The sequence below is a fragment of the Frankia sp. CcI49 genome (assembly GCF_001983215.1).
Classification (GTDB): Bacteria; Actinomycetota; Actinomycetes; order Frankiales; family Frankiaceae; genus Parafrankia; species Parafrankia irregularis.
Map to the genome: position 1 here is coordinate 1 of NZ_MOWP01000017.1, position 19,305 is coordinate 19,305.

The window sequence follows — 19,305 nt, forward strand, 5'->3', positions numbered from 1 at the left end:
ACCCGGACACCGCCGGCGCCGAGGCGCTCGACCTCACCACCGCGCGCCTGCCCTGGCTGAACACCACCGTCACGGTCGAGGCCACCGCGACCACCACCGACGACAAAGAGATCACAACCAGCTGGACGACCCTGCAGACCGGCGACGGAACGATGGTGCCGGCGCTCCTCGCCCGGCTCCCCGGARGCAGCCTGGCCGCGGCGGCCCTGACGGACGACACCGTCATCGTCACGCTGACCGTCACCCCCGCCGACCAGGTCTGCCCGGCCCAGATGCGGCTGCGCATCCGCAACGTCCCGTCGAGCGCCTTCGCCGCGGACCCCACCGTCCCAGCGCCCACGGCGACCCCGACGGAGGACACTCCGACCGTGACGCCGTCGCCCACCGCGGCACCGACCACCACCGCGCCCACATCGCCGAGCGCCACCGCGGCACCGACCACCACCCCCACCACAGCGGCGCCCACCGCCACGGCCACGCCGACGGCCACCGCGACACCGACGCCGACCACTCCCGCGACGACCAAACCGGCGGCGACCACGCCGGCGGCCACCACGCCTCCCGCGAGCGCCACGGCCACCGCCAGCGCCACAGCCACCACGACCAAGGCCACGACCACAACAGCGCCCAGCACCACGTCGCCGGCGGCGTCCTCAACCGCGTCGCCCACGACGGGCACCAGCTGACCGGCCCCGACCAGCTCCGGGTGGGCCGCATCCACCCGGATGATCGGCCCGGAAATCCACAACTCGGCGACCATCGGGCACGACCCGGGCACACTCGTCCTGTGCCGGCAAATGCCCACCAGGCGCTCGACGCGGTGGCAGTACGGACCTTCGCCGCGATGCGGGCCCTGAACATCGCCTTCCTCGTCGCCTACGTCGTCGTCTGGCGTTCCTGGTACGCCGCACACCCCGCCGGGCTCGCCGCCGCCGTCGTGACGGCGCTCTGGGGCACCGTCTTCGTGACCGTCGCTCTTGCCCGGCCGCGGCTCGTCCGCCTGCTGGTCCCCGGCAACGTCGCCGTCGCCGTCGGTGTCAGCGCCGGTGCGGTGCTGTTCCTGCCGGCGCAATCCGTCGGTGGTTCCGCCACCTGGGTCTTCTCCGCGGCCGCCCATGCGGCGATCGTCGCCTCCTGGGCCTGCCGCCGGCGGGTTCTGGCCGCCGTGGTCGTGCTGATGGTCACGGCCCTCGTCGGCGGTGCGGCCATCGCCCAGGTCACGATGGACGACCCCGCGGCCGGCGGGAACCACACCCCGCTGGCGCGCGCGTTCGCCGCGTGCCTGCTGGTGATCGCGATCGCGGCCCTGTTCCGTCTCGCCCTCACCCGGCTCAGCACGATCGCCCGGCTGGCCGACGCCAGGCTGGGCACCGCCGCGGCGCAGCGGCAGGCGGCGGCAGTGGCAGCCGCGAGGCTTCGCGACGAACGAGAACGCGAACGGATGCTGCACGACACCGTTCTCAACACGCTGACCGGCATCGCCTGGGGAGGCGGCACCCGGGACCGCTCCGGCATCGCCCTGACCGCCGAGCAGTGCCGCTACGCGATCGACGCCGTCCGCACCATGCTGGACGGGACCGCGTCCGCCACCCGCGACCTCACCGAGCCGATGCTGCGGGTGGTGTCCGTGGCGGCGGCCCGCGGGCTACAGGTGGACGTCGCCTCGCTGCCCACCACGGACCTGCCGGAGGAGGTGGTCCGCGCGGTGGCCGCGGCCGCGCAGGAGCTGCTGGCGAACGTCCGGCGCCATGCCGGGACGGATCACGCCACGCTCACCGTCACGAACCGGCCCGGCGGCGGCGTGGACGTCGTCGTCGCCGACGCGGGCCGGGGCTTCGCCGCCGACGACGTTCCCGACGACCGGCTCGGGCTGGCCCGGTCGGTGCACGCCCGGCTCGCCGAGGTCGGCGGGCAGGCGACGATCAGCTCGGCCCCCGGGCACGGAACATCCGTCCGCCTGCGCTGGCCGGCACCAGCCCCAGCCCTGGCACCAGCACCAGGGCCGGCACCGGCATCGGTTCCGGCACCAGCACCGGCCGGGCCTGACCGATCGGCAGCCTCAACGGCACCAGGGCCCCTGCCACGGGGAAGGACGGCCGGCAAGGTGCCGGAATCGGCGGGAATGCTGCCGGGAGGCGTGCCGGCGGCTGCCGGGACGTCGGCCACCGAGCTGCGGGACTCCTACGCGGCCGTGCTGCGCCGCACGGTCGCCCTCGCCGCACCGGCCTGGTTCGGCTGCACCGCCGTCATCGTGCCGCTCACCCTCCCGTCCGCCCGGTCGGTGCCGCTCGCCGTGCTCTGCTGGCCCGCCATGGCGCTGATCGTGGCCGCCGCGGCCCGGACGTCCTACCGGCGGCCGCTGCGCCGCGGCGAGGCCGTCGCCGCTATCACGCTCGCGCTGGCGGTGACCGTGGTGGTGGCGCTGAACGTCACCCAGGCCCACGGTGCGACGGGGGCCGGCGGGCCACCGAGCCGGATCAACACCTGGCCGGTGCTGGTGCTCCCGGTGCTCCTCGCCCTGCTCGCGGTGTCCCGCCTGCTGGTCGCCTGGGCTTTCGCGATCATCGCGACCATCGCGGTGCTCGGCGTGCTCGTCCTGGCCGGCTCGGACACCGGCCCGCTGGCGCTCGCCCAGCTGCTGGCCGCGGCGAACAGCCAGATCGCGCTGCAGATCATGGTGGCGATGGGCGGCCCGGTGCTGCGACGCACCGCCGACCAGGTCGCCCGAGCGCTCGAGGAGGAGACCGCCCGCGCGGCGCTGGAGCAGTCGGCGCGCGCTGTCCGGGCCGACCGGGAGCGTGGTCTCGCCACGATCGAGCAGGAGGTGCTGCCGCTGTTGGAGGCGGTCGCGGACGGTCTGCTGGACCCGCGTGACCCGGCCGTGCGCGACCGCTGCGGCCAGCGGGCGGCCGCCATCCGCCGGGCCCTGGTCACCGGCGCCGGGCAGACGCTGGGTGAGCTGGGGCCGGCAGTCGTCGAGGCCCGCGCGCGGGGGCTCGGGGTCGAGGTGCGGCTGGCCGGCGAGCCGGGGCGGATTCCCGCGCCGGTGCGTGCGCGGCTCGCGGACATCCTGCCCGGCCTGCTCGGTGCCGCGCCGGCCACCGGCGCGCAGCAGGTTGTCCTCACCCTGATCTGCGACGACACCGGCGGGCGGCTCTTCCTCACCTACCCGGCCACAGGCCTGGGCGGGACGGCCGCGGCCCAGCCGTCCCCGCTTGCGCCGTCCCCGCTTCCGCCGGAGGACGGAGAGGAGGAGCTCCTCTCGTTGCACCGGGACGTCGACGACAGCCAGGTCTGCCTGGAGATCACCTGGCCCGCGCTGAGCCGGCAGACCGACCCGCGCTGAGCCCGCGGCCCCTTCCGCAGCGGCAGCCCGAAGCCGCGGCCCGATGAGTGGAGGACGTTCGTCGCCAGGACGACCGAAATCCTCCACTCATCGCCCCTCGCCACCGGCGCCATGGAGGCGCCCTTGCTAGGCGCGGTCGGAGCTGAAGCGGACGGCGCCCGCGCTCAGCACCGTGCCGGGGAACACCCGCGCGCCGGCGCGCAGCTCGTTACCCGGCTCGATCACGGCGCCGTCGCCGACGACGACGTTCTCCAGCACCACGCCGTTGCCGATCACCGCCGCCCGCCCGACGACACTGTCGCGGATGTAGGCGCCCGCGCCGACGGAGGCGCGGTCGAACAGGACGGAGCCGTCGATCCGCGCCCCGGTGCCCACCGACGCACCCGCACCGATCGTCGAGCCACCGCCGATCTTGGCGTCGGTCGCCACCGTCGACCCGGGCAGTACCAGCCGGTCGCCGACCGGACCGGGCAGCGCCGAGGACGGCATCCGCCCGGTGACGAGGTCACGCGAACCGCGGACGAACGCGGCCGGGGTACCGAGGTCGAGCCAGTAGGTGTCGTCCGGGTAGCCGACCACCGGAACCCCGGAGGCGAGCAGTGAGGGAAAGGTCTCCCGCTCGACCGAGACCGGTCGCCCGGCGGGGATGTCGTCGATCACGGAACGCCGGAAGACGTAGCAGCCGGCGTTGATGAGGTTGGTGGGCGGGTCGGGGGTCTTCTCCAGGAAGGCGGTCACCCGGCCGGCGTCGTCGGTCGGCACGACGCCGAACGCACGGGGATCCTCCACCCTCGTCAGATGGAGCGTCACCGCGGCACCGGCCGTGGTGTGCCGGGTGACGAGGGCACCGATGTCGAGACCGGAGAGGATGTCACCGTTGAAGATGACCACCGGATCGTCGGGGGCTGATTCGAGGCGCTCCGCGACATTGCGGATCGCCCCGCCGGTGCCCAGCGGCTCGACCTCCGTGACGTACTCGAGAACCAGCCCGTGCTCGGAGCCGTCCCCGAAGTACTCCTCGAAAACCTCGGCCCGATAGGAGGTGGCGAGCACCACCCGGGTGATCCCCGCGTCGCGGGCACGGGCGAGCATGTGGGCCGTCACCGGCACGCCGGCAACCGGCAACATCGGCTTCGGCGCCGACATTGTCAACGGGCGGAGACGGGTTCCCTGCCCGCCGACCAGCATCACTGCGTCCATGATTCGTCAGTGTCGCAGAGCACCTCGTCGCAGTTGCGCACACCTGTCCGGGAAATCGTGCCCCCTCAACGAGAGGCCACAACCCGGACACACATGCTCTATACCGAGTTCACGAGTCGTGACGGATATCCGTTATCTGGGTGAGAGAATCAGTGCTGCCGGCGCGCCGAAGCGAGCAGGTCAGCGGACCGGGTGGCCCGCGCGCCCGCGCTGTCCCGGGCGAACGCCAGCGCCAGCAGCAGCCGGGCACCGAGGCCGACCGTGAGCGCGGCACGCAGCGGCAGGTAGGCCGGGCTGTCGTACTGCCGACACAGATAGCGGATCATGCTGCGGTGGTGCGCGATCACCATCCGGCGCGACGACCGCTTCGTCGAGTGCCCGCCGAGGTGCTCGACCACGGCGCCGGGGACGTAGACCAGCTGGTGGCCGGCCAGCCCGACGCGCCGGCCCAGATCGACGTCCTCCATGAACATGAAGTAGGACTCGTCGAAGCCGCCGACCGCCTCGAACACCTCGCGCCGCAGCAGCTGACAGGAGCCGGACAGCCAGCCGGCGGTCATCTCCCTCGGAACGCCCCGCTCGCGGCGGTAGGAGGCCGTCCAGGGGTTCGTGGGCCAGCACCACCCGAGCAGCGCGTGGCCGATGCCCCGCCCGAGCGAGGGCAGGTCACGAGCGGACGGGTACAGCGCTCCGTCCGGGTTGACGATGCCGGGGCCGAACGCACCGCCGCCGGGCCAGCGGTCGGCCGCGGCGATCAGCTCGTCCAGGCTGCCCGGGGAGAAGGCGATGTCGGCGTTCGCCACCAGCAGCCACGGCGTGGACGCACCGRCCGCCCCCCGGTTGGCGCCGGAGCCGTAGCCGAGGTTGCGGCCCGGGCGCAGCAGCGCCACCTCGGGCCGCTCACCCGCGGCACGGGTCCCGACGTCGACCTGGGGTGAGTTGTCGACCACCACGACCTCGTACTGACGGGTGGTCGACTTGGCCAACGAGTCCAGGAAGGTTCCGATGACCTCCCCGGAGTTGAAGGTGACGACGACGACCCGGATCTCCGGCTTGTCCACCGGAAAACCGTAGCGCGTCAGGCGTCGGCCACCGCACGGGCATAGCTCGCCAGGTGCGCCTCCGCCGAGGCGGCCCAGGTGAACTCGCGGGAGCGGGCGAGGCCGGCGGCCGCGAGCTGGCTGCGGCGCTCCGCGTCGTCGAGCAGGGTGCTCATCTCACGGGCGATGGAGTCCGCGTCCGGCTGGGTGTAGGCGACCGCGTCCCCACCCACCTCGGGCAGCGACAGCCGCGGTGTGGTGAGCACCGGCGCGCCGCAGGCCATGGCCTCCAGCACGGGCAGCCCGAAGCCCTCGCCGTGCGACGGGTAGGCGACCAGCTCCGAGCCGCCGAGGTAGCCCGGCAGGTCGGAGAAGCGCAGGTAGCCCGGACGGATCACGCGCAGATGGCTCGGCACCGAGGCGACGGCCGCGTCGACGTCGTCGTCCCAGCCGGAGCCGCCGGCCAGCACCAGCGCCGGCGGCTCGTCCCGCCAGTGCACCGCCTCGGCCCAGCCGCGAATGAGGTTCGGAACGTTCTTCCGCGGCTCCAGCATGCCGAGAAAAGCGACATACCGGGTGTTTCCGAGACCGAGCCGCAACCGCACCCGCCGCCGGTCATCCTCCGTCGGCGGATGGAACGTGCTGGTGTCCACCCCGTGATACGCGACGTCGGTGGTGGTCGGATCGCCCTCGAGCACGCGGACGAGCTCGTCCCGCGTCGCCTTCGACGGCACGATGATGCGGTTCGCCCGGCGCACCGCCGTACGCATCGCCGAGCGGAAGAAGGTTCCCTTCACCGCGGTGTGCATCTCCGGCTCGGTGAAGAACGTGACATCGTGGATCGTCACGCACACCGGTCGTTGTGCTCGCAATGGCATTGTGTAGTGCGGGGAGTGGATTACTTCGGCATTGACCTGCTCCGCCACCAGCGGAAGGCCGGTCTGCTCCCACGCCAACCGCGCGGGCCGGTGCGCAATGGCCGCCGGGCCCGACAGGACGGTCGCCTGGGGCGCCATCCGGCTGTAGCGTTCCTCGTCCGATCGCTGGCACACCAGCGCCATGTCGGCGCCAGCCGCGCCCAAGGCGGCGACGAGCCCGTCGACATATCGCCCGACGCCACCGCGGTCGGCCGGGACCGAGGTCGCATCAACGAGCACCCGGGGTCCCACGGCGCTCCTTCCGAGACGTGCCGCCTGATTCAGTGTGGCCGCTTGCTTCTCAACGGTGGCAACACTACGCCCGCCCGTCCTCAGCGACGGACACGGCAGGGGAGCTGCTGATTCGACGGTAGAGCTCCCAGCACGATCGCGCCGCCTCATTCCAGGTAAATCCCGCCGCGCGGAGGAGTCCCGAACGCGACAGACGGCTGTGTAGCCGGGGATTCTGGACGATACGCCCGAGAGCCTCGGCAAAGCCGGCCGCATCACCGATCCGGGCCACCAGCGCGGCGTCCCCGGCGACCTCCACCAAAGCCGGCGTGTCGGACACGACCACCGGCACTCCGTGGGCCATGGCCTCGATGACCGGCAGCCCGAAACCCTCCGAGCGGCTCGGCGCGAGCAGGGCCGTCGCCCGGGAGAGCACGACCGCGAGATCCTCGTCACTGATCCGGCCCAGCGCGCGGAAACGCCCGGCCGCCGCGAGCTCGGCGAACCCGCCCGGGCCCGCGGTACCAGCACCGAGATCACCCCACCCCGCCGCTCCGACGTGCACCAACGGCAGATCGGGCGCCGCCGGGTGACGCATCGCGGCCAGCGCCGTGTCCAGCCCCTTGCGGGGCTCCATGGTCGCCAGCGTCAGCAGGTACCCCCGTTCGGGCAGGCCCAGCCGGGCGGCCCGGCGATCTGCGTCCGCCGGCACCCGCAGCACCGCGTCGGCGACTCCCTCGCCGATCACGTGCAGCCGCTCGGGGTCGATCGGCAGGTGCTCGCGGACGTCCGCGGCGACGGCCTGGGTCGGCACGATCACCGCGTCGGCCTCACGGGCGACCCGCTCCCCCATCTCGCGATGCCAGCGCACCCCGTGCGGGGTGAGGGTCTCGGGATGGGTCCACGGCACCGCGTCGTGCACCGTGACCACCAGACGGCTCCGTCCGTCCAGGCGGCTCCGTCCGTCCAGGCGGCCGCCGATCAGCGTGCGGCTTCGCGGGTCCGCGTCGCCGTGGCGACCGGTCGCCGTCCGCCGCCAGGCGGTGGCCATGTGGCGCACCCCGGGCGGGAGCGCCTCAAGGCCTCGTGGCGGCACGAGGAGCGTCGGCGCATGGACGACGTCCACTCCCCCGGGTATCGGGCCCACGCCGCGCGCCCAGGCCGCGGCAAGGGCGCGCCGTGGCAGCCCCAGGCGCAACGGCCCGAGAACACCGGGCACGGCGGCGCCCGAGACGTCGCGGCGGAACGCGCACCATCCGACGACACCGTCGCCGGGATCCGCGGTGCGAGCCAGGGCTGCGGCCAGCTCGGCGGAGTAGCGACCGGTGCCGCCGGGCACCGGCGCCAGCATCTGTTCGACCAGGAAACCGATCCGCACGGCGGTCAGTCTCCCGCGCGACGCCGGGCCCGCCGGCCTCGCCCCCTGTGACGAACTTCCGCTGCCGCCGAGCAGGACCGGAGGATCCTGGTCGGCAGCGAGCGTGCCGCCGTGCCCATGGAATGCGAACCCCACCGCGCACGGCCATCCGCCGACGACCCCGCACCGCCACGCGGCACCAGCAATTCACCTTCAATAGGGGCAAAAGGGACGCGAGTCGCCTGGTGAACCGCAAGAAGTACGGATTTTGGTCGTTGGAACGACCAAAATCCTTCACTCGTGCGACTCGCCAAACCGGGGCCGCCGGGCCCCCGGACTGCCGGGCCCCCGGACTGCCGGGCCGCCGGGCTCCGGAACGACCAGAGTCCTCAGATCTCCCGGATCATCCGAACGCCTCCGGGCTGGTGGGCCCTGGGCCGGGCTACTCGTCGCGGCGGCCGGCCGCCACACCCGCGACGACCATGATCACGCAGACTCCGATGCCGACCCCGTACCCCCAGGCACGCTCCCCGAACTGGTCGAAGGCCGCACCGAGCCCGAAGATCACCAGGGCGAACAGCAGAAAGGTGAGGAAGCCCGCGAGCACCTTCTGCCCGAGCGGCGCGCTCATGCCCATGCTCCAGGCCGGGCGGAGCCGACAGTCCGGACAGAGCTGACGGTTCGGGCGGAACTGAAGAGCCGAACAGTGCTGAAGAGCCGGGCGGAGCTGAAGGGCCGGGCGGGCCTGACTGGTCGGCTGGTCACGGCTGCCTCCTGCGGGCGTGGGTCAGCACGACGCTACCGGTGGTGTCCGGCGCCCTGCGATCGGACAGCGCCACCAACGGGGAGATCGCCGCGGCCGCGTTCCACCCGACCTTCCCGCCCTTGGCCGAAAGGTTCAGGTAGAGCCGTTCAGCCCGTTCGGAGCGAAACATGTAGGTCTGTCGGACGACCTCCAGCCCGGCCGCGTCGAGCAGCTTCGCCAGCCGCTCGCCGGGATACGTGTGCTGGACGTGGTACCGCTCCCGATGCCGGGCGAACAGGTCCGGCCAGCGCTCGGCCCGGGTCAGCGCGTCCGCGGACATCACCAGGTCACCGCCCGGGCGCAGCACGCGGGCCATTTCGGCCAGCGCGGCCGGTCCGTCGTCGAAGTGCTCGATGGCGCAGACCGACATGACGACGTCGAACGTCGCGGGTGCGAAGGGCAGCCGCAGCGCGTCACCCTCGACCAGCCCCGGGCGGTGCCTCAGCCGGCTGCCGAAGCTCAGCTTGTGGCGCGCGAGGTCAAGGCTCACCGCCCGGGCACCGCGGCGAATCGCCTGGCCGGCCCAGTATCCGTCGCCGCCCGCGACGTCGAGCATCGTCCGCCCGTGCAGGTCACCCGCCCAGGAGAGCAGCGTCCCGACCTCGCGGCGGCGCATGACGTGCACCTGGTGACCGGCGTAGGCGAGGGCGTCGTCGCGTAGGGGGCTCATGGCGCACAGTCTGCCTTTCCCGCGCGGTCGGCACCGGACGGGGCCAGCACCACGTCGAGGTAGCGGTCCCAGGCGGCGTCGGTGTCAGGTGGGGCCACTGCGGCCCGCAGCGCGGCGAGCGTCCCCGGCTCGTACAGCCGCCGCAGGGCCGCGGCGAGCGCGGTCGGGTCGTCCGGTGGGACGAGCAGGCCGTCGACGCCGTCACGCACCGACGTCGCGAGCGTCCCGACGCTGGTCGCGACGACGGGCAGACCGTGCAGGTGCGCGAGGTCGACGTTCTGCGAGGCGGTGCCGGCCCGGTACGGCAGCACCAGCGCGTCCGCGGCCGCGAACAGGCCTGGGACGTCCCGGGCCGGGACATAACCGGGACGCAGGTCGACGCGGTCGCCGAGGCCCAGCTCGGCCACCAGGTCCCGGGTCGCCTCCACCCCGCCCCAGAACTCCCCCGCCACCGTCAGGCGGACGTCGGCCGGCCCGGCCGTCAGCGCGCGCAGCAGCACGTCCAGACCCTTGTACGGCCGGACCAGCCCGAAGAACAGCAGCTCACGCGAGGGCTCGGGCACGGCGACGGCCGCCGCCGGAACGGCGATCCCCGCGGCGGGGCCGAGGCCGGGGTCGGAGTCGGAATCGGAGTCGAGGACGGGGTCGGCTTCGGAGTCGGAGTCGGGCGGGGTCCACAGGTGGGTGGCCATCTCGGCGACCCGCACCGGGACGTCGGTGAGCGTGCCCGCGAGCTCCGCCTGGGCCTGGGTGTGCACGAGCACCGCCGAGCTCCGGCGCAGCACGGCCGAGATCAGCGGCTGGTCGACCGAGCGCCGCTCGTGCGGCAGCACGTTGTGACACAGGGCGAGGACGGTCGGGGACCGCCGACGCCGGCCGCGTAGCCCGGCGAGGATCGCGAGATAGGCCGGCGCCTGGATCGGCGTCACGACGACGAGCACGACCAGGTCGACACCCCGCCCGTCGACGCCCCGCCCATTGACACCCTGCCCGCCGACGCCCTGCCCGCCGGCACGCTGCCCATTGACACCCTGCCCGTCGACGTCCGGGCGTTCGGCGCCTGGGCCGTCGGCCGGGGCGGTTCCGGTCGGCCGCAGCTGACGGCCCAGGCGCAGCCAGGTGTCGGGCCGGCGCCAGGAAAGCGGGTAGGACGTCGCGGGGAACGGCGTCCCCTCCGGGACGGCGACCCGCTGCTGGCCCGGGTAGAGCCGAGCGGGGTACTGGCGGGACCACGACTCGATCCGCACCTGGTGCCCGCGGTCGGCCAGCCGGTGTGCCAGCTCGGTCGTGTGCTGGGCGATACCGCCCTTGTACGGATGGGTCGGCCCGATGATCGCGATCCGCGCCGCGGACCGCGTCGGGTCAGGTGTCACTGCGCGACCGGGCCACCAGGTCACCGATCAGGGCGAGGACGACGATCTGGAACCCGACCAGGATCGCGAGCAGCGTCGAGGTGGTGACCCGGAAGTCGTAGCGGATGACGTCGGCGATCAGCTTGGCGAAGCCGAGCCCCATGATCCACAGGGCGACCGGCATCAGGACCTTGATCGGGTCGAAGTACATGACCATCCGCAGCACCTGCAGGATGTACCGGCGCGCATCCCGGAACGGGTGGAACTTGGACGTCCCCGAGCGCTTGGCGTAGTCGATCGGCAGGTAGTCCACCGGATGCTGGTTGGACAGGAACGCCATCGTGATGGTCGTGACGCAGGAGAATCCGGGCGGCAGCAGCCGCAGGTAGGGCAGTGAGACGTCGCGACGGAAGGCACGCAGCCCGGAGTTGAGATCAGGGATCTTCATTCCGGACAGCCGCTGCGCGATCATTCGGATGAGCCACTTCGCCGGCACACGCGCCCATTTGTGCGTGCCCTCCTCGGTGGTCCGGGCGCCGACAACCTGGTCGACATCCGGATTCTCGTCGAGGTACTGGACGAACTCGGGAATGCGCTCGTTCGGATACGTCATGTCCGCGTCGGTCCAGACGACGATCTTACCGCGCGCCTCCTGCGTCCCGATGCGCCGGGCGGTGCCCGACCCGCCGTTGCGCCGGAACGGCATCAGCCGCATGTTCGGGTACTTCGGCGCGACGTCACGCAGGACGCTCAGTGTGCTGTCGGTCGACTTGTCGTCGATCACCAGCAGTTCGTAGCTGTAGCCGCTCGCGTCCATCGCCGCGGTGATGCGCTCGAGCTCCAGGACGACGTGATCCTGCTCGTTGTAACAGGGAAGCACCACGGTCACGTAGGGCGGTGTCTCGACCGCCAGGCCGCTCTGGTGCTCGTGTGGATGGATGGCACTGACACTCACGTCGCTGTGACTCCCGGGTCGTGGTCGCGCGCCCGCGTTCCGTCCCCAGGCAGCTCGCGGGCAGTCCGCCCACCAGGGTGACACGGCTTGCTGTGGGGGCCGAACTCCGGTCGGCCCGATGCTGCGCCTACTGTTACCAGCGTGGGGACGTTCAGAGGTGATCTACGCGAGTATGTGCGCCATGTGCGGGCTCTGCGTGCCGCGAGGGAGACCTCGGCACGCTCGTTCGTGGCCGGACTGCGCTATCCGCTCGCCCACAAGCAGCCGATCTGGATCGGTTCGCCGACGGTGATCGAAGGGCACGAGCGGATCGAGTTCGCCGACGGCGCGGCGATGCGGATCGGGCTCGCCCCGTTCGGACTGACGTCGCGGCACGACGTGTCGGTGGTCCGCGTCCACCCCGAGGGCCGGATCCGCTGCGAGGGCGTCGTCTCGCTGCAGCGCGGGATTCGCGTCGTGGTCGACTCGGGTGTTCTCGAACTCGGCCCCTTCGCGAATATCAACGGTTTCGCGAAGATCCTGGTGCGGGAACGGGTGTCGATCGGCGCGTACTGCAACGTGTCATGGGACACCCAGCTTCTCGACAACGATTTCCACCCGATGGTCGTCGACGGTGTCGAACAGCCGATGAGTGGGCCGATCGTGCTGGAGGACCGGGCCTGGATCGGTGCCGGCGCGATCGTCCTCAAAGGCGTGACGGTCGGCGAGAGCGCCGTCGTGGCCGCCGGCTCCGTGGTGACCAGGGACGTCCCCGCGAAGGCGGTCGTCGCGGGCTCACCGGCGAAGGTCGTCGGGCATATCGACTACTGGCGCTGAGCGATGTCCGAATACCCGGGTGGCATCCGGTTCCGGCCACTGGTCCTGCTGCGTTCGGTCCCGCTGCCGATCTGGCTGATCACCGCCCTGTTCGGGGCGCTGCTCGCCTGCTGGTCGGTACTCGTCCCGCAGTACCACGCGCCCGACGAGCCGAACCACGTGGACGCCGTGCTGCGGCTGGTCCAGGGCGACGGCTGGCCGCATCCCGGGCACGCGTTCGTGAAGCCGGACGGCGTCGGAGCGATCGCGGCGTCCCCCTACGGCTCCGAAGCGGTGCCCTACGAGCTCGACCACGCGCCGATCGTCGCGGACGACGCCACCCCGCGCGCCGACCGCCCCGACTGGGACGAGCTGGGCCAGACGCTGCAGGCGGACGGTGATCCGCAGCCCCCCGGGGACATCCAGCAGCTCGTCCAGCACCCGCCGCTGTACTACTGGGTCGGCGCCGCGGTGCTGTGGGCGCTGCCCGGCGGCGGGGACGGCGACGGCCTGCGCTGGGACGTGACCATCGGTGCGCTGCGCCTGATGAGCGCGCTGATGGTGATGTGGCTGCCGGTCCTGGCCTGGGCGGGAGCGCACCGGCTCTCCGGTGGCAACCGCATCGCGGCGACCTGCGCGGCTCTCGTCCCGCTGGCGGTGCCCGAGCTCAGCCACATCGGGTCGAGCGTGAACAACGACAACCTGCTGGCGCTGACCGCCGGGCTGGCCACCCTGACGATCATCTACATCCTGCGCGGGGACACCTCGCTGCGCACCGCGGCCTGGGCCGGCGGGTTCATCGGGCTCGCCCTGCTGACGAAGTCGCTCGCCATCGTGCTCGTCCCGATGGCGGCGCTCGCCTACCTCGTCGCCTGGCTGCGAGCTCGGCGGGACGACCGTCACAACCGCACCAGTCGCACCAGTCGCGCCAGCTACCTCAGCTATCTCAGCCACCCCAGCCGCACCAGCCAGGCCGAGCGGGGCCGGGGCCGGGGCACGCTGGATCCGGACCGGGACGCGCCGTTCCTGCTCGCCGACACCGGGCTGCGTACCGTGCCGACCGGCGCCACCAGGGCTCCGTGGCGGCAGATCCTACTCGGCGGTGGGCTCATGGTGGCCTTCGGCGGCTGGTGGTGGGTCGTCAACATCGTCCGCTACCGCACGTTCCAGCCAGAGACGCCGAACTTCCCGCTCGGCGACTACCTGGGCGATGACTGGGACGCCTACCTGGACGTCCTGTTCAACGGCGCGGTCACGCGCTGGTGGGGAGCGTTCGGCTGGTTCGAGGTGACCCTGCCGACGGTGTTCGTCCGGACGGCGAGCGCGATCGTGATCGCCCTGTTCGCGCTGGGCATCATCCGGGCCCGCGACGGCCGGACCAGGGTGGACCTGCTGTTCCTGCTCTGGCCCACGCTCGGCCTTTTCGGGCTGATGACATTTCAGTCCGCGACAGGCTTCAGCGAGCACGGCCACCTGAGCGGGATTTCGGGGCGGTACATGTACGGCGGGCTGACCGCTCTCGCGGTCGGCGTCGGCATGGGAGTCCCCGCGTTTGGCCGGCAGGCCGCCCGCGCCTTTCCCGTCCTGTTCTTCGGGGCCGCCGCGGCAGCCCAGTGGTGGTCCGTCAAGACCGTTCTGGCGCACTTCTGGGAGCCGGCCGGCGGCGATCTCGCCGATTCCTGGGACGCACTGACGGCCTGGTCACCCTGGTCGCCCTCGGCGGTGATCACCGTTGTGTGGGTCGGTGTCGCGCTGGCCGTTCTCGTTCTCGTCAGCTGTGTGTGGACGGCCGTGCGCGGTGACACGCCGCCGGGTGGCGCCGGGCCGGATCATCCAGCCTCACCGGGCCTCGGTGGCGGCCGGAACGCTGCCAGGACGATCCAGCCGGCCCCGGCGACGACAGCGGCCGGGCCGGCCGAAGGGTTCGAACCGCTCCCGGCGGGCCCGGAACCCACGGACACCATCCCCATCCGCCCGTCGGCGCGGAAATCCGCGCCAGCCGGTTCCGCCGGGGCCAAGCCCGATGAGCAAGGGCTTTCCGAGCCGCCCCCGGGCGAATCCGCGCCAGCCGAGTCGGGACCCTCCGCGGCAAAAGGGAGGCCGTCAAGCATGGCCAGCCCCGTGCCGTCACACTGAAAGCAGGCCGCGGACCACTCACGTAAGGTTCCGGTGTCCGTCATCTCGGTTCGGGGGGAGCCGTGCGCCGAAAGCGGGGCTGGGAAACCACACCGCCCGCGGATTCAACCGGCCCCTCGGTGGCCGCCGCCTCGCGGCTGGCGTCCCCGCTGGGCCCGGACGATCCGGCCCGGCTCGGCCGCTACGTGCTGGTGGGCCGGCTCGGCGAGGGCGGAATGGGCACGGTCTACCTCGGCCGTGACCCCAGCGGGCGGATGGTCGCCGTCAAGGTGGTCCGGGCCGACCTGGCCCGGCTGCCCGAGTTCCGGACCCGGTTCCAGCGCGAGGCCGACCTGGCCCGCCGGGTCGCGCGCTTCTGCACCGCCGAGGTCCTCGACGTCGTCGACCCACCCGACGGGCAGCCGTACCTGGTGACCGAATACGTCGACGGGCTGACGCTGGCCCAGGCCGTCGCCGTCGAAGGCCCGCTGCGCTCGGCCGACCTGGAACGGGTGGCGGTCAGCGTGGCCGCCGCGCTGACCGCGATCCACGGCGCCGGCATGGTCCACCGGGACCTCAAGCCGTCCAACGTGCTGCTGTCCACCCTCGGCCCGCGAGTGATCGACTTCGGCATCGCCCGCGCCCTGGACGCCCAGACCATGGTCAGCCAGGAGATCCAGCGCATCGGCACCCCGGCGTTCATGGCCCCCGAGCAGGCCAACGGCGAGCCGGTGACATCGGCGGCCGACATCTTCGCCTGGGGCGGTCTGGTCACCTACGCCGGCACCGGCTCGTACCCCTTCGGTGACGGGCCCACCCCGGTGCAGCTCTACCGGGTGGTCCACCGCGAACCGCTGCTGGACGGCCTCGATCCCGCGCTGCGGCCCATCGTCGAACAGGCGATGCGCAAGAACCCGGCCGAGCGCCCGACCGCGCAGGAACTGTTCCTGCGGCTGGTCGGGATGGGCCCGGCGACCCACCCCGACCCCGACGTCTCGGCGGCGATCCAGACCACCAACGCGCCCATCGCCGACCCTGCTCCACCGGTGGCGCCGGTCGGCCAACCGGGCAACCTGCCGCTCCCGGACCTGACCAGCGGCATCGTGGCGGCCTCGGCGCCACGTGTGGTCACGGGCGTGCCCGCACAGCCCGCACCCGAGCACGACGTCGCCACCGGCCCCCGCCCGCCGGCGATCACCGGTGCTCCCGACGCCGGAGGCCACACCGGCACCGGCGGCACTGGGGGCTCTGGGGGCATTGCAGGTACCGGGGGCGCTGTGGGCAGCCGCACCGGCGGCGGAAGCCTCACCGGCACCGGCACCGGCGGCCGGCCATCTGCCGGACCCGCCGGCACCGGTGACGTCGTCGGCGCCGGGGCCGCTGGGGGCACCGGTGGCGGTGCCGCGGCCGGTGCTGAGGCCGGCGCCTCCCGGGTCACCCGTCTGCTCGCCGCCACCACCCGCCGCCGGATCGTGCTCTTCGCCGTGCCCCTGCTCGCGCTGCTCCTGATCGCCGCGCTCATCCCGCTGGCCTTCACCGGCGGCGGCCGCGACGAGAGGCAGACCCGGGACAGCGTGGCCCGCCGGGTCGCTGCGATGGCCGAGTCGATCCGTGACTCCGACACCGGGCGCGCGGCACGCCTCAGCCTGGCCGCGTTCCGGATCAGCCCGGTACCCGAGGCCAGAGCCAGCCTGCGGACGTCCTTCTCCCCCGCCACGGCGACGGTGCTGACGGGGCACACGGAGTCGGTGCTCGGCCTCGGCGTCAGCCCGGACGGGCGCACCGTCGCCACCGGCGGCGCTGACAACCTGGTCCGGCTGTGGGATGTCACCGACCGTTCCCACCCCCGTGAGCTGGCCACTCTCACCGCCCACTCGGCCTGGGTGCTCGACGCCGCGTTCAGCCCGGACGGAAAGCTGCTCGCGACCGTCAGCTACGACCGCACCGTGCGGCTGTGGGACATCCACGACCTGGACCAACCCAGGCAGCTCGCCGTGCTGCTGGGCCATGACGGCTACGTCCTCGACGCCGCCTTCTCCCCGAACGGGCGGATCCTCGCCACCTCGGGCTACGACAACACCGCCCGGTTGTGGGACATCAGGAATCCGGAGTCCCCGCACCAGCTCGCCGTGCTGAACCGGCACACCAGCTGGGTCAACGAGGTCTCCTTCAGCCCGAACGGAAAACTGCTGGCCACCGCCAGCGCCGACCGCACCGCCCGGCTCTGGGACATCAGCGACCCGAGCTCACCTCGCCCGCTGGCCGCCATCACCGCCCACACGGACTACGTCTGGGCGGTGGCGTTCAGCCCGGACGGGAAGCAGCTGGCCACCGGCGCCTACGACGGCCTGGTGAAACTGTGGGACGTCACCGATCCCGCCCGGCCCAGGGCGACCGCGTCGATCGTGGCCGACGAGAAATGGGTCTTCGACCTCGCCTACAGCCCCGACGGCCACACCCTGGCCACCGCCGGCTGGGACACCACCGCCCACCTGTGGGATCTGAGCGCCCCGGGCAAGGTGACCGCCGCCGGGGTGATCTCCGGCCACGGCGACTGGGTGCAGGGCGTCGAGTTCATGCCGAACGGCGAGTCGCTGGTCACCATCAGCGACGACTACACGACCCGTATCTCCCGCATCGACGACGCCGGCCTCGTCGCCCGCGCCTGCGCCGACCCGGCGAACCAGATCACCCAGGCCGACTGGCAACGCGACATCGCCGACGTCCCGTACCAGCCCGTCTGCTGAGAACCAACGTCATGGCGACGCTCCGCACCGACGAGGCGGCTACGTACACCTGCCGATGAGTGAGGCTGGCCGGGTCGAGGTCGACCGGGAACGGGGCTTCCAGCTCGGGGCGCGCCCCCGCGCCCGGGCCGTTCGCCGGGCCGGCGTCACCGGCCCGGCGAGACAGGGCACGGACGGGCTGCCCGGGCCGACGCCAGGCGCCGCCTACCGAGGCGTGCCGGAGGCGCAGGGTGCGTGCGGATCCTCCTGGATGGCGAGGCCGAGGTCGACGTCCGCCAGCAGATCGCCCCAGGATGCGAAGTCACCGACGACGAGCCCGTGGCGGCTGACCCTGAGTACGCGTGCGTTACGGCCGTCATCAACGGTGATGATCGTCTCGTCGATCGCGTAGTCGTTCTCGCTGCTCCATCGCATGCTGCGAGGGTTCCTCAGTCGAGCCGTGTGATCGCGGGCACCCTGTCACCCCAACCCACGGACCTTCACCGCGCCGCCCGGGACGTCCAGCCCGTTGGGCCCGCCCCGCAACGCGCGAGCAGGGTCAGCCGACGTACGAAATCCGCTGGCCTCCATCGGTTCCGGGGCCGATCAGAGAGGACCTGCGCGCTGATCAGTCGAGCGGACCCACTGCTGTCATCCCGATCCAGGGCGTAGACTAACCACTTAGCTAAGTTGGAGCCGGGCATGGAAGGTGGCGCGGATGGCGGCCGAAGCCGTGCACTTCAACATGCACGAGGCAAAGACCCATCTGTCTCGCATCATCGACCGGGTCGAGCGCGGCGAAGAAGTGGTCATCGACCGCGCCGGCACACCGGTCGCCAGAATTGTTCCGTTCGTTCGGCGCGTCGATCGCCCTGCGATCGGCTCGCTCGCCGGGCGGCTCGACCTGTCGGGCGACTGGGACACGCCTGCGACCAACGACGAAATCGCCGCGGACTTCGGTATCTCGTCTTGAAACTGTTGCTGGACACCCATGTCGCCCTGTGGGCCATCACCGCCGACCCCACACTCGACGAGGCTTTTCTCGACCGCCTCCGGCATGATCCGGATGTGTTCCTCAGCCCCGTCACCCTCTGGGAGATCACGATCAAGCAGGCCGCCGGCAAGCTCGGTGGCCCGTCGGATCTGGCGGAGCATGTCCGGGGCATGGGATTCGCCGAGCTACCGGTCAACCATGCGCACACGATCGCGGCGGGCAGGCTTCCCGTCCACCACCGCGACCCGTTCGACCGCATGCTGGTGGCGCAGGCGACGGTGGAGGGTCTGACCCTCGCCACCCGCGACGCCAACATCCAGCACTACGACGTCGACCTGCTCGTCGTATGACGCACGCGAGCCCGCCTCAACAGGTCGAATGGAGAAGCGCACCGACGGCAACGGTCCCTGCCAGCCGGTTGTAGAGGGCCACGGCGGCCTTCGTCTCCTCGACGTGAACCTCGACGTTGTGATCGCGCAGCAACTCGAGCGTCTCCGGCATCGTCCGCAGGCGAAGCTCCATCCCGCGGCTGAGCACGACCGCGGTCACGCCCACGTGGAGGATCTCCTGTACATCGGCCGGCTGGATTCCCGGCTCATGGCGGGTACCGTTCTCGGACCAGTCCCACTCCCGGCCTCCGCCCGGATACAGGATGAAGTCCTTGCCCGGCCCGAGCCTTTCCACGTCGATGCGACCCCATGAGATGTGGACAACGTGGGGCGAGCGGGCCATCGGACTCCTCAGAACCGGATCGGCGTCACATCCCAGCGAAGATCATTGGATCACGTGGCGACGTCGGGTG

General features: G+C 72.3%; 17 protein-coding genes. 6 read left to right on the forward strand and 11 right to left on the reverse strand.

Features of this window, described 5'->3' with window-relative positions; translation table 11 throughout:
• A partial coding sequence (locus tag CcI49_RS41555) for a hypothetical protein (RefSeq protein ID WP_198955549.1) occupies positions 1–760 on the reverse strand: 760 nt, incomplete at its 3' end.
• 60 nt (positions 761–820) lie between these two features.
• Between CcI49_RS41555 and CcI49_RS15390 the strand changes: the two genes are divergently transcribed.
• Positions 821–3,346, forward strand: a complete 2,526-nt coding sequence (locus tag CcI49_RS15390; RefSeq protein WP_241840084.1) for a sensor histidine kinase — start codon at positions 821–823, stop codon at positions 3,344–3,346.
• A 126-nt stretch (positions 3,347–3,472) separates the two neighbouring features.
• Here CcI49_RS15390 and CcI49_RS15395 read toward each other — a convergent pair whose 3' ends face one another.
• From CcI49_RS15395 to CcI49_RS15430, 8 genes are all read right to left on the reverse strand, one after another.
• Positions 3,473–4,546, reverse strand: a complete 1,074-nt coding sequence (locus CcI49_RS15395; RefSeq protein ID WP_076827414.1) for an NDP-sugar synthase — start codon at positions 4,544–4,546, stop codon at positions 3,473–3,475.
• A gap of 149 nt (positions 4,547–4,695) precedes the next feature.
• On the reverse strand, positions 4,696–5,607 hold the full coding sequence (locus CcI49_RS15400) for a glycosyltransferase family 2 protein (protein ID WP_076827416.1): 912 nt from the start codon (positions 5,605–5,607) through the stop codon (positions 4,696–4,698).
• 17 nt (positions 5,608–5,624) lie between these two features.
• Positions 5,625–6,755, reverse strand: coding sequence for a glycosyltransferase family 1 protein (locus CcI49_RS15405; RefSeq protein ID WP_006538404.1), 1,131 nt, complete (start codon positions 6,753–6,755; stop codon positions 5,625–5,627).
• Between the two features lie 64 nt (positions 6,756–6,819).
• Positions 6,820–8,112: a glycosyltransferase family 1 protein gene (locus CcI49_RS15410; protein WP_076827418.1), complete on the reverse strand. Its 1,293-nt coding sequence runs from the start codon at positions 8,110–8,112 to the stop codon at positions 6,820–6,822.
• A gap of 421 nt (positions 8,113–8,533) precedes the next feature.
• Positions 8,534–8,722: a hypothetical protein gene (locus CcI49_RS15415; protein WP_054570574.1), complete on the reverse strand. Its 189-nt coding sequence runs from the start codon at positions 8,720–8,722 to the stop codon at positions 8,534–8,536.
• A 130-nt stretch (positions 8,723–8,852) separates the two neighbouring features.
• Entirely contained in the window at positions 8,853–9,566 is a 714-nt protein-coding gene (locus CcI49_RS15420; protein ID WP_076827420.1) for a class I SAM-dependent methyltransferase, read from the reverse strand.
• Positions 9,563–10,939 (reverse strand): glycosyltransferase family 4 protein, encoded by a 1,377-nt coding sequence (locus tag CcI49_RS15425; RefSeq protein WP_083749529.1) that lies wholly within the window; start codon positions 10,937–10,939, stop codon positions 9,563–9,565. Before CcI49_RS15425 ends, CcI49_RS15420 begins: the two co-directional genes overlap by 4 nt.
• Positions 10,929–11,873 carry a glycosyltransferase family 2 protein gene (locus CcI49_RS15430; RefSeq protein WP_054570571.1) on the reverse strand — a complete coding sequence of 315 codons (945 nt, stop codon included), beginning with the start codon at positions 11,871–11,873 and terminating at the stop codon, positions 10,929–10,931. Before CcI49_RS15430 ends, CcI49_RS15425 begins: the two co-directional genes overlap by 11 nt.
• Before the next feature lie 141 nt (positions 11,874–12,014).
• Here CcI49_RS15430 and CcI49_RS15435 point away from each other — a divergent pair, with 141 nt between their 5' ends.
• The 3 genes from CcI49_RS15435 to CcI49_RS15445 all read left to right on the forward strand — a co-directional run bounded on the left by CcI49_RS15435 (position 12,015) and on the right by CcI49_RS15445 (position 17,530).
• Positions 12,015–12,689, forward strand: a complete 675-nt coding sequence (locus tag CcI49_RS15435) for an acyltransferase (protein WP_235498380.1) — start codon at positions 12,015–12,017, stop codon at positions 12,687–12,689.
• Between the two features lie 3 nt (positions 12,690–12,692).
• The gene (locus CcI49_RS15440; RefSeq protein ID WP_076827422.1) at positions 12,693–14,804 is read left to right on the forward strand and encodes a DUF2142 domain-containing protein; all 2,112 of its coding nucleotides are present in this window, start codon (positions 12,693–12,695) and stop codon (positions 14,802–14,804) included.
• A gap of 119 nt (positions 14,805–14,923) precedes the next feature.
• Positions 14,924–17,530: a protein kinase gene (locus CcI49_RS15445; RefSeq protein ID WP_277872728.1), complete on the forward strand. Its 2,607-nt coding sequence runs from the start codon at positions 14,924–14,926 to the stop codon at positions 17,528–17,530.
• A 204-nt stretch (positions 17,531–17,734) separates the two neighbouring features.
• Here CcI49_RS15445 and CcI49_RS15450 read toward each other — a convergent pair whose 3' ends face one another.
• Positions 17,735–17,944 carry a hypothetical protein gene (locus CcI49_RS15450; protein ID WP_054570567.1) on the reverse strand — a complete coding sequence of 70 codons (210 nt, stop codon included), beginning with the start codon at positions 17,942–17,944 and terminating at the stop codon, positions 17,735–17,737.
• Between the two features lie 283 nt (positions 17,945–18,227).
• Between CcI49_RS15450 and CcI49_RS15455 the strand changes: the two genes are divergently transcribed.
• Together CcI49_RS15455 and CcI49_RS15460 are read left to right on the forward strand one after the other, a co-directional pair.
• Positions 18,228–18,482 (forward strand): type II toxin-antitoxin system prevent-host-death family antitoxin, encoded by a 255-nt coding sequence (locus CcI49_RS15455; RefSeq protein WP_054570566.1) that lies wholly within the window; start codon positions 18,228–18,230, stop codon positions 18,480–18,482.
• Positions 18,479–18,853, forward strand: a complete 375-nt coding sequence (locus CcI49_RS15460) for a type II toxin-antitoxin system VapC family toxin (protein WP_076827426.1) — start codon at positions 18,479–18,481, stop codon at positions 18,851–18,853. The genes CcI49_RS15455 and CcI49_RS15460 overlap by 4 nt, the downstream gene beginning before the upstream one ends.
• Positions 18,854–18,869: 16 nt before the next feature.
• Here the strand turns inward: CcI49_RS15460 and CcI49_RS15465 are convergent, their stop codons facing one another.
• Entirely contained in the window at positions 18,870–19,235 is a 366-nt protein-coding gene (locus CcI49_RS15465) for an MTH938/NDUFAF3 family protein (protein ID WP_054570564.1), read from the reverse strand.
• Positions 19,236–19,305: the final 70 nt, after the last annotated feature.

Coding starts and splice junctions, on each gene's coding strand:
- CcI49_RS15415 (WP_054570574.1), bottom strand. CDS start 8,722: ATGAGCGCGCCGCTCGGGCAGAAGGTGCTCGCGGGCTTCCTCACCTTT.
- CcI49_RS15455 (WP_054570566.1), top strand. CDS start 18,228: ATGGCGGCCGAAGCCGTGCACTTCAACATGCACGAGGCAAAGACCCAT.
- CcI49_RS15465 (WP_054570564.1), bottom strand. CDS start 19,235: ATGGCCCGCTCGCCCCACGTTGTCCACATCTCATGGGGTCGCATCGAC.
- CcI49_RS15450 (WP_054570567.1), bottom strand. CDS start 17,944: ATGCGATGGAGCAGCGAGAACGACTACGCGATCGACGAGACGATCATC.
- CcI49_RS15440 (WP_076827422.1), top strand. CDS start 12,693: ATGTCCGAATACCCGGGTGGCATCCGGTTCCGGCCACTGGTCCTGCTG.
- CcI49_RS15420 (WP_076827420.1), bottom strand. CDS start 9,566: ATGAGCCCCCTACGCGACGACGCCCTCGCCTACGCCGGTCACCAGGTG.
- CcI49_RS15395 (WP_076827414.1), bottom strand. CDS start 4,546: ATGGACGCAGTGATGCTGGTCGGCGGGCAGGGAACCCGTCTCCGCCCG.